Origin of the sequence: Bradyrhizobium sp. SZCCHNS2022, assembly GCF_032377575.1 — a bacterium.
Taxonomy (GTDB): Bacteria; Pseudomonadota; Alphaproteobacteria; order Rhizobiales; family Xanthobacteraceae; genus Bradyrhizobium; species Bradyrhizobium aeschynomenes.
In genome coordinates this window covers 7,644,761-7,658,600 of sequence record NZ_JAUHHZ010000001.1, presented here as the reverse complement: position 1 = coordinate 7,658,600, position 13,840 = coordinate 7,644,761, and the positions used below count along the sequence as shown (strand labels likewise).

12 protein-coding genes and 1 riboswitch are annotated in these 13,840 nt (G+C 66.7%); of the genes, 5 read left to right on the top strand and 7 right to left on the bottom strand.

Translation table 11 applies throughout. The annotated features are described in order from the left end of the window. Positions 1-122: 122 nt before the first annotated feature. Positions 123-1,052, bottom strand: a complete 930-nt coding sequence (locus QXZ94_RS34195) for a DUF2380 domain-containing protein (RefSeq protein WP_315725922.1) — start codon at positions 1,050-1,052, stop codon at positions 123-125. A 189-nt stretch (positions 1,053-1,241) separates the two neighbouring features. Here QXZ94_RS34195 and QXZ94_RS34190 point away from each other — a divergent pair, with 189 nt between their 5' ends. Continuing rightward, positions 1,242-2,666, top strand: coding sequence for a histidine kinase (locus QXZ94_RS34190; RefSeq protein ID WP_315726709.1), 1,425 nt, complete (start codon positions 1,242-1,244; stop codon positions 2,664-2,666). Beyond that, positions 2,663-3,304, top strand: coding sequence for a response regulator transcription factor (locus QXZ94_RS34185; protein WP_315725919.1), 642 nt, complete (start codon positions 2,663-2,665; stop codon positions 3,302-3,304). The genes QXZ94_RS34190 and QXZ94_RS34185 overlap by 4 nt, the downstream gene beginning before the upstream one ends. Before the next feature lie 30 nt (positions 3,305-3,334). Here QXZ94_RS34185 and QXZ94_RS34180 read toward each other — a convergent pair whose 3' ends face one another. Beyond that, the gene (locus QXZ94_RS34180; protein WP_315725917.1) at positions 3,335-3,640 is read right to left on the bottom strand and encodes a hypothetical protein; all 306 of its coding nucleotides are present in this window, start codon (positions 3,638-3,640) and stop codon (positions 3,335-3,337) included. Beyond that, positions 3,640-4,497: an SDR family oxidoreductase gene (locus tag QXZ94_RS34175; protein ID WP_315725915.1), complete on the bottom strand. Its 858-nt coding sequence runs from the start codon at positions 4,495-4,497 to the stop codon at positions 3,640-3,642. Before QXZ94_RS34175 ends, QXZ94_RS34180 begins: the two co-directional genes overlap by 1 nt. Positions 4,498-5,041: 544 nt before the next feature. Between QXZ94_RS34175 and QXZ94_RS34170 the strand changes: the two genes are divergently transcribed. After that, positions 5,042-6,154, top strand: a complete 1,113-nt coding sequence (locus QXZ94_RS34170) for a DUF2336 domain-containing protein (RefSeq protein WP_315725913.1) — start codon at positions 5,042-5,044, stop codon at positions 6,152-6,154. A gap of 254 nt (positions 6,155-6,408) precedes the next feature. On the opposite strand, the gene QXZ94_RS34165 is transcribed toward QXZ94_RS34170, so the two are convergent. Next, positions 6,409-8,361, bottom strand: a complete 1,953-nt coding sequence (locus tag QXZ94_RS34165; RefSeq protein ID WP_315725911.1) for a sulfatase-like hydrolase/transferase — start codon at positions 8,359-8,361, stop codon at positions 6,409-6,411. Between the two features lie 211 nt (positions 8,362-8,572). After that, a riboswitch (cobalamin riboswitch) is annotated at positions 8,573-8,791 on the top strand. Then, complete coding sequence (locus QXZ94_RS34160; protein ID WP_315725909.1) at positions 8,775-8,975, bottom strand: hypothetical protein; 201 nt, start codon at positions 8,973-8,975, stop codon at positions 8,775-8,777. It overlaps the preceding riboswitch by 17 nt. Between QXZ94_RS34160 and QXZ94_RS34155 the strand changes: the two genes are divergently transcribed. Both QXZ94_RS34155 and QXZ94_RS34150 read left to right on the top strand, forming a co-directional pair. After that, a complete protein-coding gene (locus QXZ94_RS34155; protein WP_409998784.1) occupies positions 8,887-10,962 on the top strand; it encodes a TonB-dependent receptor domain-containing protein in 2,076 nt (691 codons plus the stop codon). The genes QXZ94_RS34160 and QXZ94_RS34155 overlap by 89 nt on opposite strands. Positions 10,963-11,029: 67 nt before the next feature. Beyond that, entirely contained in the window at positions 11,030-11,608 is a 579-nt protein-coding gene (locus QXZ94_RS34150) for a hypothetical protein (protein ID WP_315725905.1), read from the top strand. Positions 11,609-11,997: 389 nt separating this feature from the next. Here the strand turns inward: QXZ94_RS34150 and ilvC are convergent, their stop codons facing one another. Together ilvC and QXZ94_RS34140 are read right to left on the bottom strand one after the other, a co-directional pair. Then, entirely contained in the window at positions 11,998-13,017 is a 1,020-nt protein-coding gene (gene ilvC, locus QXZ94_RS34145; RefSeq protein ID WP_315725903.1) for a ketol-acid reductoisomerase, read from the bottom strand. Between the two features lie 150 nt (positions 13,018-13,167). Continuing rightward, positions 13,168-13,770 (bottom strand): LysE family translocator, encoded by a 603-nt coding sequence (locus QXZ94_RS34140; RefSeq protein WP_172179696.1) that lies wholly within the window; start codon positions 13,768-13,770, stop codon positions 13,168-13,170. Positions 13,771-13,840 lie beyond the last annotated feature (70 nt).

The following is a 13,840-nucleotide window of genomic DNA, read 5'->3' as shown; positions in this document are numbered from 1 at the left end:
GCGTAAAATTGCGCGCGGTGATGGCTTAGCCGGCCGATGTCGCCATATTCCCACACCGACGGACGCCTCTGCCGCCCGATGATTCGTGAACACGGTCCCCGACACCACGACGACGGGCCTGGTCAGCGTTCGGAGGCGCCGCTGCCGAGCAGACGCTCACGCACCAATCGCGCGGCGCCGCGGCTCCACGAGTCATTGGCGCCGAGGCGCAGCCCGCTGTCGCCCGAAGCCACCAGCGCGCCGGTATCCGCCTGGCGGACGCGGAAGCCGATGACATACTCGGTGCGACCGATCCGCCTCACGATCCCAAGCAGCGACTGCTGGGCGCCGAGCGCGCGAGCAGCGCGAGCTTCGCAATCATCGCACGCGCGCAGGGCCTGGCCGGGCTCGCCAGCCGGCTCCATGAGGCGATAGCGGCCGGACTGCGCCAGCACCTGGCGCACCGCCTGGGTCGCCTCCTGCAGCTGCTTGCGATCGGCATCGCTCTCGCCAAGCGCAGCACCCGCGCTGGTGTCGTCGAGCTCGAACGGCAGCAGGGCCAGCCGGATCGGCTCGGGCGCGGACAGTGCATCGCGGACCTGGCGCGAGACGAAGACCTCGGCGCGCTCCCAGGCCTCGTCGGAGTCGCCGCGGAAGGTGAAGACCTTGTCGAACACGACCCGCCGGGTAGCGACGTCGATGGCCGCCGCGCGCGCCCATTGCACCAGGGTGGAGAGCTTCTGGACGCCGCCGGTGATCACCACGGTGGCGCCGGCCTCGGTGGCCATCCGCAATCGCGCATCCGGGGACACCTCGCTCGGACAGGACGGCGCGCAGGGCGGGCTGACCGGCCGCAGGCGCGGGTCGGCGGCGACGTCGCGGCGAAGCCCGGCGACGAAGTCCTGCAGCCGGCGTTGATGCGCCGCGGTCTGGTCCACGGGCTCGCCGGAGGTGTCGAGATAACTGAAATCGTCGACCAGCACGGCCGGAACCTGGTCGGAAGCGGCGCAGACCGGGCCTGCCGCGAGGACGAGCGCGACAATGAGGCGGCGGGCGAAGCGGGTGTTTGACATCGAGGCCTCTCGCGTAAGGGTTGCATGGCCGCAAGGCTAGACGCGCGCGCTCACCGCAGAACCGGTCACGGTCCCGACGGGACACGGGAAAATTTCACGACGTGGCGGCGAGCGGGCCACCGCGCTTTCTGCCGCGACGGTTCTGCCGTTAAATGCCGAAGGGGGTGGACTGCCATGGGCGCACTGAAGATGTGGAGCCGCTACGATCTCAAATATCGACTGACCTTGCGCATCGCCGTGGTGGCGACGTTGTGCTTTGCATCGATCTGCGGCTACGTCCTGTTCGACCTCGACCGGTCGGCGCATGCGCGCAACGCACGGATCGCCGAGATCACGGCGCGAACCCTGCAGTTGCAGCAGAGCAAGATGCACTGGGTCAACAGCCCGCCATCCGGCTTCCCCGACCTCGATGCAGTCGCGGCCGCAGCGATGGCCCCCGGCCTGTGCATCGCCTATCGCGGCATCGACGGCAACGTCGTGCAGCGCATCTGCGGCGGCGCCGCAGCTGACATCGACGACCCGCCCCGCGCCTTCGCCATGCTGTATCAGCCATTGTTCGATCCCGGTCGCGAGGCGACACGGCCGGTCACGTACCGCGACAGCCGGACCGGCGATGCGGTGGTCTGGATCGATGCCAGCGTCATGACGGCGGAGGCCTGGCGTGAGCTCCGCCGGCTGCTGCCCGTGCTCGGAACGGCGCTGGTGCTGTTGTGCGCATTGTCGCATGCGGCGCTCGCCCGCGCGCTGCGCCCGACCCGCCTGATCCGCGCCGGGCTGCAGCGGATCGCCGCCAACGATCTGTCGGCCCGGCTGCCGCCCTTCGACCTCGCCGAGCTCTCCGCGATCCGCGACGCCTTCAATCAGCTCGCCGAGGGACTGGAAACGGCGCTCGCCCAACGCGGCGAACTGACCCGGCGTCTCATGGCCCTGCAAGACGACGAGCGGCGTCATCTCGCCCGTGAGCTGCACGACGAGTTCGGGCAATCGCTCGCAGCGGTCCGTGCGCTCGCAGCCTCGATCCGGCAGACGGCTGCACAGGATTGCCCCGGCCTCGTCGCGGAATGCGACGGCATTGCGCGCACCGCGACCGGCATGATGGACTGCTTGCGCGGCACCTTGGTGCGGCTGCGTCCGCCCGACGTCGACGAACTCGGCCTGGCTGCCAGCCTCGAAGGCCTCGTGGCCGGCTGGAACAGGCGCCAGCACGGACTGATCCAGTTCGAGATCAGCCTGACGCCCGAGGTGGATCGCGTGCCCGGCATCGTCGCCAGCAATATCTACCGGATCGCCCAGGAGGCGCTCACCAATGCCGTCAAGCACGCCGACGCCACGCGGGTGCGGCTGCAATTGAGGCTTCACGACGGACCGGAGCATGGCGCGCCGGCCAGCGCGGCCGTCCTCACCGTCGACGACGACGGGGCCGCCGGCGAAGCTCTCGGAAAATCAGGCCTGGGCCTGCTCGGCATGCGCGAGCGCGTCGCCTCCATGGAGGGGCGGATGAGCTTCGCGGCCGCCGCCGGCGGCGGCGCGCGCCTCCGGGTCGAAATTCCGGTCGCGCTCCCATCCGACCTGTCGTGTGAAGGGACACGGCCGGCAACGCCGTATGCGGCATGACGGCGGCCGCCGGCACCATCATGCTGGTCGATGACCATGCCGTGGTGCGCGAAGGCTACCGCTCGATGCTGCAGAAGCAGCCGGGACTGCGCGTGGTCGCCGAAGCCGCTGACGGCGCGGAAGCGTACCGGCTGTTCAAGGAGGTCAGGCCCGATCTCGTCATCATGGACCTGACCATGCCCGGCGTCGGCGGCATCGAAGGCATTCGCCGCATCCGGCAATGGGATCGCAGCGCGCGGATCCTGGTGTTCACGATGCATGAGAATGCGGGATTTGCCGTGCAGGCGATCCGCGCCGGCGCGCGCGGCTACGTCACCAAGAGCAGTCCGCCGGAGACGCTTCTGCGCGCCGTCAAGGACGTGCTCGCAGGCGCCATCGCGATCAGCCCCGACATCGATCACGAGCTCGCGCTCAGCCGGCTGTCCGGCGAGAAGGCGGCCGCCGACGTGCTGACGGCGCGCGAGTTCGAAGTGATGCAGATGCTGCTGGCCGAGCGCACCACCGACGAGATCGCGTCGGCGCTCCATCTCAGTCCCAAGACGATCGCCAACCTGCACTCGCTGATCAAGGACAAGCTCGGCGTCGCCAGCGACATCGAGCTGGTGCGGCTGGCGCTGCGCCAGGGCCTGCTGAGCTGACGCGGCGGATCGCCAAGATCCCGAGACGCGTCAGGATGGGCCGGAGACGATGCGCGGTGCTCCGGCCGCTTCCGGCGCCGCAGCGGCATCATCGTCGATCAGGTGGAACTCCCGCCCCAACCGGCGCTGCACGCTCATGACGGCGCGGTCGATGTCGCTGATCAGACTGTCGCCGAGGATGACGTGAGGGATCTCCCAGTTGCGGCCGTTGCGGACATCGAGCCGCTGGAGGGCCGGCACCCGCGCCGTCTCGCACCCCGGCTGCTCCCGGATGGCCTCCTCGACCAAGCGGGTCAACTCCACCCGGGTCTTGCCCGTCGTGGTCATCGCGGCCATCAGGCCTTGGTCGGGGGCATCAGGCCGAGCCGTTTGGCCACGATGCGGTCGACGGCTCGCTTGGGAAGCAAGCGCACGATCCATTGCCGCAACGGGTCGGGCGCGATCTCGTAGCGCACCTTGGGCGCCGGCACCGTCAGCGCCTCGAACACCCGTTCGCCGATGGTCTCGGCCGGAAGCCCGGTCTTGCCGAGATGCAGCATGAAGCCGCGCACCTTCTGCAGCGCCGGGAAGAACGGCGAAGCCTGGAACGGCGACAGGTCGACCTCCTCGGCCTTGGCCCAGATCGGCGTCTTCACCGCGCCGGGCGCGACGATGATGACGTCGATGCCGAACAGCATCAGCTCGCGGCGCAGGCTCTCCGAAAGACCCTCGACCGCATGCTTGGAGGTCGAATACGGCGCCATCAGCGGATTGCCGTTGCGGCCCGCGACCGAGCTGATCATCACGATCCGCCCGGGTGGGCCGGTCATGGCAGGATCAGCCCCGAGCAGCGGCGCAAACGCCTGGGTGGCGATGACCGGGCCGATGACGTTCACCTCCATCTGATGGCGAAACTGGTCGATCGGCAGCTCCGTCACGGGACCCGCGACCGCAATGCCGGCATTGTTGACGAGCCCTGCGAGCGCCTCGCCCCCGAGCGCCGCTCGCACCTGCTGTGCGGCCGCCTTCACTGCCGCCTCGTCGGTCACGTCGAACAGCAGCGGCGTGAAATCGGCACCTAGCTCGCCGCGCAACCGCTCCGCGTCTTCAGGCTTGCGAACGCTCCCGAACACGCGGAAGCCGCGTGCGAGCAGGAGCTTCGAACAGGCGTAACCAATCCCGGTAGATGCCCCGGTGACGACGACGGATTTCATGGCGACCTCAGTGTGTTGCGAACCGATTATCGCACGAGATCGGGCATCATGCTGGCGCTGTTTTCCTGCGCGACGGCCGTGCCCGCTGGCCTCCATCGCGAGCGCCACGAGGACAGCGGACTCCGTATGACGGGGGCACGACAGGCCACGTCAAGAATGTGATTTAAGTTTCAATTCTTGGGAGGATGAGAGCTGACGTCAGATCGAGGGTCGCGCGCAAACTGGATGAAGCAAGGCCGATGACCTTATGGGATCATTAACCTTTCGGCCTGACACCCCGGCGCCCACAGCTCCTCGCCCGAAGGCGGCGGCGCGGGTCACCGCAACATTTGCGGCGGCAGGCGCATGGGCCTCGTTCCGCTCTGCGTCGAGCGATACACGCTTCGTCTTAATTTTCCGTATCCGTGTTTCCCCGGAGTACTACGTCCCCCTCCCCTAACACATTGTTATTGCCCATCCCGAAAACTGGGGCCGCCGAGAGCCCTGCAGCGGACCAGACGCGCATCGCTGCCGCTCCGGACATCCGGACCAGACGAGCGCCACAGTGCATCAGCCAGAACAGCTTCCGCCTTCAGAACACTCGATCATCACCGAACTCGAGGCGGCCGTTCGCGGCGGCTCATCGGAGAAGCGCGTCAACACGCTGCGCCAGGTCACCAACCTGTTCCTGCACGACGGCGAACGCCTCAGCGAGGACCAGATCAAGGTGTTCGACAACGTCCTGTGCATGCTGGTCGCGCGCGTCGAGACCCGTGCCCGGGCCGAGCTCAGCAAGCACCTCGCGCCGGTCGACTATGCGCCCGTGGAGTTGATCCAGCAGCTCGCGCGGGACGACGAAATTTCGGTCGCCGAGAACGTGCTGATGCACTCGACCCGGCTGACCGAGCACACGCTGGTCGAGGTCGCGGCGACCAAGGGCCAGGATCACCTGATGGCGATCTCGAGCCGCCCGCATCTGACCGAGGCGGTGACCGACATCATCGTCGATCGCGGCGAACGCCGGGTCATCCGCAAGCTCGCCAACAACCAGACCGCGCGCTTCTCCGAGACCGGCTATTCCGGGATGATGGCGCACGCCGAGGACGATGACGAACTGTCCGAGATCATCGGGCTGCGCGTCGACCTGCCCACCAAGCATCTGCGCGACCTGCTCCGCCGCGCCACCGACTCGGTGCGCGCCAAGCTGATGGCCTCGGCGCCGCCGGCGCTGCAACAGGAGATCAAGAAGGTCATCAAGGCGATCGCGGACGTTGCGCGCAGCGACGGCGGCCTGGTCGGGCGCGACTTCACGCTGGCCGAAGAGGCCGTCAAGCGCATGAAGGGGCTGAACGAGCTGAACGATCCGGCCATCGCCTTCTTCGCCGAGACCCGCCGCTTCGGCGAGGTCGCGGCCGCGCTCGGCCTGCTCAACAACGTGCCGACCGAGATGATGGCCAAGGTGCTGGAAGGCCCGCGCACCGACATCGTCCTGATCCCGTGCCGCGCCGCCGGCCTGGCCTGGTCGGTGGTGTCCAAGATCCTGACCCACCGCCCGATCAAGCACGCCATCGACACCGACACCCTGAAGCTCGCCGAGCGTGACTATGGCAAGCTGTCGCTCGACACCGCCCAGCGCACCCTGCGGTTCTGGATGGTGCACAACAAGGTGGAGAAGTGAGCGGGGGCTTGAAAACCCCAGCCCTCTCTGCGTCGGCACGCGCCGCCGCCTCACACTCCGCTGTCGTTCCCGCGAACGCGGGGACCCATACCGCGTGATGTGAGTTGCGGAGCAGGTCCTGGTCGTCGTCCTTCGCAACACGGCGACCGGTGGCTTCGGGTCCCGGCTCAAGGCCGGGACGACAGCTTTGGGTGTCGCAAGCAGCCGGGCCCCTCGAACGAACGCCCGAACCAAGAGAAGTCCAACAAGCCGCCTTACAGATCCCGCCGCTCCAGCGCCGCGAGCAGCACGGCCAGTTCATCCGCTGCCTTCTGCACCACCGGCTGGCTGGTCCACGCCGGCAACGTCTCGCGCGCCCGTGGCGGCGTCCCGTCGACCTGGACGAGATTCTCGACCTCGTTCGGATCGCGCGTGAGATCATACATCTCCCATTGCTGCGCCGCTTTGCCCGACGGATCGAAATAGCGCGACAGCTTGTACTCCCTGGTCCTGACGCAACGGACATGGTTGGGCTGCCGCACCGGACCCGGCGTGATCGTCCTCACCGGGCCCTTGCCGTGATGGCCTTCGCGCACGGCGGCGACGACCTTATCGTAGAGGTCGAACTCAGCCAGTGACTGCCGATTGTGGGCGTTGTTCTCCGGCGGCAGCGGCTCGGTGATCTCGTCATCGGTGATGAACAGCACGCCCTGGCGCGGCTTGCCGTCAGGCTCGATCACAACATCGGTCTCGCCGCGCAGCAGCGGACTCAGGTCGACGCCGCGCAGCGCCGGCACCGGCCGGCTCTCGGAAAGCTTTCGCGCGATGTCCTCGCGCTCCTTCGCTTTGACTCCTGCAAGGCCAAGCACCGTCGGCAGCATGTCGATGTGGCTGGTCAGCGCATCGCTTGCCCGCAATGGCTTGTCGTGGCGGCCGGGCGGAAACTGCACCACGACCGGCACGTGCAGCGCCTCCTGATAGGCGGCGTGCCACTTCTCCATCATCATGCCGTGGGCGGCGGCGTATTCGCCGTGGTCGCTGAAGAAGACGACGATGGTGTTGGACGCCTGCCCCGTCTCCTCCAGCGTCTGCAGCACCTGGTCGATATGGGCATCGACCACCGCATGCAGCCAGGCATAGAGCTGGATGAACTTGCGGCAGGCCTCGTCGGGATGATCGGTGAGCTGGAACGGGATCGAGCTGCGCAGCGCGAGATCGACGGCGGCATTGGAGTCGCCCTTGTCCTTGCCGGACAGCGCGTTGTAGCCGGTCTTGGCCGCCAGCGCCAAACCCATCTTGTAGGCGTAATCGTGCTGGCATGACGGCTTGCCGGCGAGCGTCTCGTTCATGGTCGGCGGCGCATGGGCGCTGTCTTGCGGAAAGTCGAGCGGATTGAGCGGGACCACGGCCGTTCCGGCGGTCGGCGGCGGCGTACCCTGCCCTTCCAGCGGCACGGTGAGCGGGCCGAACACCGATTGCTGCTTGCCGGACTGATCCGGCGACGGCAGCGCCTGGCTGATCACGGCCGGATAGGTCGCGATATCGTGCGGATTGACGAACGACGCCACGGCAAACCACGGCTTGACGTCGGAGGGATCGGGGGCCGCCGCATCCGGATCGCGCGCATCGGCTTCGGCCACGACGCGGTTGTAGTTGAGCGCGAGCGCCTGGCGGCGGATGAAGGCACAGACGGAATCGGTGAAGCCGGCGTCGCGATAGAGCCCGAGATTGTTGGTCTGCGCGCCATGCGGCTCGGGATAGGACTGCTCCCAATTGTCGAAGCCATAGCGCTGCAGCGAATGGTCCGGCGGATTGCTGACGTGCCATTTGCCGAAATAATGCGTGGCGTAGCCTGCCTCGCGCATCCAATTGCCGAGGGTGGGAATGCCGTCGGCCGCGAGCCAGGGGAAGTTCGGCGAGTCGCCGTTCTTGAACAGGCCGTCGGTCTGGGTGACGCCGGTCTTGGTGCCGTACTGCCCGGTATAGATGGTGGCGCGGCTCGGCGTGCAGGCGCTGGCGGCAATGGTGTGATTGCGCAGCAGCACCGCATTGCGCCGCAGCCGCAGCAGGCCCGGAAAGAATTTGGCGTAAGGGTTGTCGACACCGATGTCCTCGCTGAAGCCGAGGATGCGCTTCAAGGGCTCGGCGAAGCCGTGATCGGCACCATAGGAGAAACGCGGGAAGCGATACTGATCACAGGTGACGAGCAGGATGTTCGGGCGGCTCATGACGGGCTCCTATCGATGATCTCCGGGAGGACACCCGGCGACGACGCCTTCTCTCCCATGCAGCCAGGGGAGATGTATGAAGCCGATCACAATCTCAGGTAGTTTTCCATTGTGGAAATTCGAGTGGATGTCTCGTCGATCGCGCGGTCGGCAATTGAGGGGATCGATCAGGGCTTGCTCCCGCCGGCGATTGACTCCGCCACAGGCGCGCTTCTACGGTGATCGTGACGGTGCCCCTCGACCGGGGCTCAAAAGGGAATGCGGTGCCGGACGCCTCGCGCAAGCGACGTGATCGAAGGCCGCAGCTGCCCCCGCAACTGTAAGCGGCGAATCTCGCGTCAGATGCCACTGGGAAATCTCGGTCCCGGGAAGGCGACGTGGAGGTGACGACCCGCGAGCCAGGAGACCTGCCGTCAGCCGTGGTCACACGCGAGGATGCCGGTCGGGGCGTTATTGGCATCGTTTTCAGGCAGGCCCACCACGGCCTGCATGAGACCTCGTTCGCGGTGACGTGCCACTGACGTCATGCCGAGGTCACTCGTGTCTCCCGTTCCCCATGCCAGGCGCCGCCGCGCCATTCTGTCGTCGTTCTGCGTCCTCTCGTCATTCGCCATGCTCGGTGCTCTCCCAGCCGCCGCGCAGCAATCCGCCTCGCCCGACCTGCTGCCCCCGGTCGAGGTCGACCCGCCGCGCAAGCCGATCGCTGCGAAACCGGCCATGCCCCGCAGAACCGGCAACGCCGCGCATCGGCAGATGCCGGCGGCAAAGCCGGCTGCTCCGGTCGGCACACGGGTCGCGGTCAGTCCGACCGGGATCGTGACGCCGGTCGCCAACGTCGCGAATGCGATCACGATCGTGACCGACAGGGACATTGCCACCCAGCAGGCCCGCACCGTGCCGGACATCCTGAGCACGGTCCCGGGACTGAACGTCGTGCAGGCCGGCGGCCCGGGCGGCCAGACCAACGTCTTCGTGCGCGGCACCAATGCCAATCACACCAAGCTGATCATCGACGGCATCGACGTCGGCGACGTCACCAACGGCAATGGCGCGTTCGACTTTGCGCATCTCTTGGCCGCCGACATCCAGCAATTCGAGGTGCTGCGCGGGCCGCAGAGCGGCCTCTACGGCTCCGATGCGATCGGCGGCGTGATCTCGGTGATCACCCGCAAGGGCGACGGGCCGGCGCGGGCGACCGCCTCGGTCGAGAGCGGGTCGTTCAAGACGTTCAACCAGAGCGCCGGACTGAGCGGCTCGCAGGCCAACGTCAACTACGCGGTCAATGTCGCGCATCTGCACGCCGGCGACGTGCCGGTGACGCCATGGCAATTGCTGCCCGCGGGGCAGAAGGCGATCGGCAACACCTACGACAACGTCACCGCCTCGGCCAAGCTCGGCGTCGACCTCAACGAGGCATGGACGCTGAATTCAGTGGTCCGCACCACCGACGCCACCCTGCTGTTCACCGGCGACAGCGGCTTTCCCAGCGTTCCCGATGCTGTCAGGAGCAATCACACCGTTCGCCAGCTGGCGACGCGCGAGGAAGCGGTGTGGTCGCTGCTCGGCGGCCGCATCAGGAACTATTTCGGCGTCAACTATGTGAACAATCGGTCGTCCGATCTCACGGCCGGCAATCCCGTGGCCGCGGTCGCCACCGGCGAGCGCATCAAATATGACTGGCATGCGGTGACCGAGCTGGCGCCGCACAACAACCTCATCGTCGGCCTGGAGCAACAGACCGAACGGCTGAAGACAGCTGATCTTTCCGCAGAGAACGGCAACAAGGCCGGCTTCATCGAGCTGCAGACGGAATTTGCCAGGCGCTGGTTCGTGGTGGCGAGCCTGCGCAACGACGTCAACGACCAGTTCGGCGGGCACGGCACCTACCGTATCGCGCCGGCGATGATCCTGCCGGTCACCGAGACCAAGCTGAAGGCGAGCTACGGCACCGGCTTCAAGGCGCCGACCTTGAGCCAGCTGCACCAGGATTTTCCGGCGTTCAACTTCTTCGCCAATCCAGACCTGAAGCCGGAGGAGAGCACCGGCTACGATGCCGGCTTCGAGCAGCCGCTGTTTTCGGGCCGCGTCCGCTTCGGCACGACCTACTTCCACAACAGCATCACCAACCTGATCAACTTCAACACGACCTTCACCTCCTACGCCAATGTCGGTCTCGCCACGACGGAGGGCACCGAGAGTTTCGTGGCGGCTGATCTGACCGACCGGATCTCGCTGCGCGCGGACTACACCTTCACCCGCGCAATCGATGCGGCCACCGGCCAGCAGCTGCTGCGGCGGCCGAAGGAGAAGTGGAGCGCCACGGCGACCTGGCTGCCAATCGATGCGCTGAGCCTGTCCGCCACCGTGCTGCGGATCAGCGACTGGCTCGACGTCAGCCGCGACGGCCTGACCACCGGCCTGGTCGCGCCCGGCTACACCATCGTCAACCTGCGCGGCGATTACGCGCTGTCCGACCAGGTCAAGCTGTTCGGCCGGGTCGATAATCTGTTCAACCGCCACTACCAGAACCCGACCGGGTTCCTGGCGCCCGGCCTCGGCGTATTCGCGGGCATCCGCGTGGCGACGTCCGGCTTACAGTGACGTCATCCCGAGGCGGCTGACAGCCGCCTCGAAACTGGACTACAATTCCACCAACAGGAGATGTTCCATGGCTCTCGACATTCTCGCCCGCTCCCAGTCCGAGGTTCGCCTCGCGCCGGTCGCACCCCGGCATGCGGCCGCGTTCTGCTTCGCGCTGCTGACCACGGCCTGCGCGCTGGCGAGCTTCGTGTTCGCCTGCGCGACGCCGTTCGCGGCCTTTGCGGTGATCGCCGCCGCCATGCTGCCGCTGCGATCGGCGCTGCCGGCCGTGCTCGGCGCCTGGCTGGTTAACCAGGGCATCGGCTTCGGCGCCCTGCACTATCCGGTCGATGCCAGCACGCTGGCCTGGGGTGCGGTGATCGGCGCCGCGGCGCTGGTTGCCACCGTCGCAGCCCGCGGCGTTCTGCGGGCGCTGGCCACGAGCCCCGCTCCGCTCGGCTTTGCCGCCGCCCTGCTCGGCGCCTACGCGGCCTATGAGCTGGTGCTGCTCGCCGCCACGCCCGCGCTCGGCGGCGCCGCGAGCTTCACGCTGCCGATCATCGCTCGCCTCGGCCTGACCAGCGCCGCGTGGCTGGTCGGCCTCGTCGCAGCCTGTGAGATCGTCCGTCTGCTGACGCCGCTGGCCTCGCGCCGCGCGGCGTCCTAGAGCATGATCCGGAAAAGTGGAAACCGGTTTCCCGAAAAGATCATGCTCAAACAAAGAACTAAGATCATGATGCGTTTCCGCCGAAACGCATCATGATCTAAGGAAGCCTCCGGACTCATTTCCAAACATAAACGGCGGGCCGCAGCCCGCCGTTTATGTTCGACCATTCAATTCAGATAAGGCCGGTCTGCGGCTCTGGAAACGAACACCTCTCCCGAAGGGAGAGGTCGCATCGCATCGTCAGATGCGATGCGGGTGAGGGGTTCAGGTGCCTCGAACCGCCAAGAATCCCCGGGCCGCTCCCTCACCCGGCGCTACGCGCCGACCTCTCCCCGATGGGGAGAGGTCGAGATTGCGGTGAGCGTCGTGCCCGCTCGCTCGATATCGGTTTAGTTCTTCGACTTGTCGACCAGCGCGCCCTTCTTGATCCAGGGCATCATGTCGCGCAGGCGGGCGCCGACCTCCTCGATCGGGTGCTGCGACAGGCGGGCGCGGGTGGCCTTGAACGAGGACTGGTTGACCTTGTTCTCGAGCATCCAGTCGCGGGCGAAGCGGCCGGACTGGATGTCGTCGAGCACGCGCTTCATCTCGGCCTTGGTCTCGGAGGTGATGATGCGCGGGCCGGTGACGTACTCGCCATATTCGGCGGTGTTGGAGATCGAGTAGTTCATGTTGGCGATGCCGCCTTCATAGATCAGGTCGACGATCAGCTTCACCTCGTGCAGGCACTCGAAATAGGCCATCTCCGGGGCGTAGCCGGCCTCGGTCAGGGTCTCGTAGCCGGCCTTGATCAGCTCGACCAGGCCGCCGCACAGCACCGCCTGCTCGCCGAACAAATCGGTCTCGCACTCTTCCTTGAAGGTGGTCTCGATGATGCCGGCGCGGCCGCCGCCGATCGCCGAGGCGTAGGACAGGCCGAGGTCATGGGCGTTGCCCGAGGAATCCTTGGCGATCGCGATCAGGCAGGGCACGCCGCCACCGCGCTGGTACTCGGAGCGGACGGTGTGGCCGGGGCCCTTCGGCGCGATCATCAGCACGTCGAGATCGGCGCGCGGGTCGAGCAGGTTGAAGTGCACGTTGAGGCCGTGCGCGAACACCAGCGCCGCACCCTGCTTCATGTTGTCGTGCAGGTGCTCGCGGTAGATGTCGCCCTGCAGCTCGTCCGGGGTCAGCATCATCACCAGGTCGGCCCACTTGGCGGCCTCGGCGACTTCCATCACCTTGAAGCCGGCGCCTTCGGCCTTCTTGGCCGAGGCCGAGCCCTTGCGCAGCGCGATCGCAACGTCCTTGACGCCGGAATCCTTCAGGTTGAGCGCGTGGGCATGGCCCTGGCTGCCGTAGCCGACGATGACGACCTTCTTGCCCTTGATCAGGTTCAGATCGGCGTCGCGATCGTAGTAGACACGCATTGTCGTTTCCTCTTTGAAATGGCCGGAATTGGCTGAAAGGTCAGAAGCTTGGGTGAGGCACGGACGACCGGGCCGGCACGAAATCCGGCCCGTGTCTAGAGCATTTTGGGCCCCGATGGAAACCCCGATCTCGCATGGCGGCGGCGTCCTTCATGCGTCCATGAAGACGGGATAGAGCGAGGCCAGCAGCAGCACCGCCATCACGATGTTGAAGGCGCGGACGGCACGTTCTGAGCTGAGCAGCGGCCGCAACGCGGTCCCGAACAAGGTCCAGGTGATGGTCGAGCCGATCGCCATGACGAAGCTGATCGCGACCTGCAGTGCAACATTAGCGGGAAAGCGCGCGATCGCGGCATAGGCGGTGATCGTGCTGATCACCATCACCCAGCCCTTGGCGTTGACCCACTGAAACAGCGCCGCGCCCCAGAACGACATCGGCCCGCGCAGCGTCGTGTCCTCGGGCTTCGTCGATCCGGAGAAGGCGATCGCGACCGCCAGATAGATCAGGTAGGCGGCGCCGAGATATTTCAGCAGGTCCTGCAGAACGGGGTAGCGGATGAACACCGTCGCGAGGCCGAAGCCGACCGCACCGACCATGAAGGCGAAGCCGAAGCTGACACCCATCATGTGCGGCACCGTGCGGCGGAAGCCGTAGGTCACGCCCGACGACAGCAGCATGATGTTGTTCGGCCCCGGCGTGAACGCCATCACGAAGGCGAAGGTGACGAAGGCAATGAGGAGCTGCTGGGACATTACTCATCTGCCTCCACGTCGTCATGGCCGGGCTTGTCCCGGCCATCCACGTCGTTCAGCACGCCTGGAC

Bases quoted from the DNA above. Each gene is read 5' to 3' on its own strand.
- QXZ94_RS34165 (WP_315725911.1), bottom strand. From the start codon at position 8,361: ATGAGCCGCCCGAACATCCTGCTCGTCACCTGTGATCAGTATCGCTTC.
- QXZ94_RS34190 (WP_315726709.1), top strand. From the start codon at position 1,242: ATGTGGAGCCGCTACGATCTCAAATATCGACTGACCTTGCGCATCGCC.
- QXZ94_RS34180 (WP_315725917.1), bottom strand. From the start codon at position 3,640: ATGGCCGCGATGACCACGACGGGCAAGACCCGGGTGGAGTTGACCCGC.
- QXZ94_RS34160 (WP_315725909.1), bottom strand. From the start codon at position 8,975: ATGGCGAATGACGAGAGGACGCAGAACGACGACAGAATGGCGCGGCGG.
- QXZ94_RS34140 (WP_172179696.1), bottom strand. From the start codon at position 13,770: ATGTCCCAGCAGCTCCTCATTGCCTTCGTCACCTTCGCCTTCGTGATG.
- ilvC (WP_315725903.1), bottom strand. From the start codon at position 13,017: ATGCGTGTCTACTACGATCGCGACGCCGATCTGAACCTGATCAAGGGC.
- QXZ94_RS34185 (WP_315725919.1), top strand. From the start codon at position 2,663: ATGACGGCGGCCGCCGGCACCATCATGCTGGTCGATGACCATGCCGTG.
- QXZ94_RS34175 (WP_315725915.1), bottom strand. From the start codon at position 4,497: ATGAAATCCGTCGTCGTCACCGGGGCATCTACCGGGATTGGTTACGCC.
- QXZ94_RS34195 (WP_315725922.1), bottom strand. From the start codon at position 1,052: ATGTCAAACACCCGCTTCGCCCGCCGCCTCATTGTCGCGCTCGTCCTC.
- QXZ94_RS34155 (WP_409998784.1), top strand. From the start codon at position 8,887: ATGCCGAGGTCACTCGTGTCTCCCGTTCCCCATGCCAGGCGCCGCCGC.
- QXZ94_RS34150 (WP_315725905.1), top strand. From the start codon at position 11,030: ATGGCTCTCGACATTCTCGCCCGCTCCCAGTCCGAGGTTCGCCTCGCG.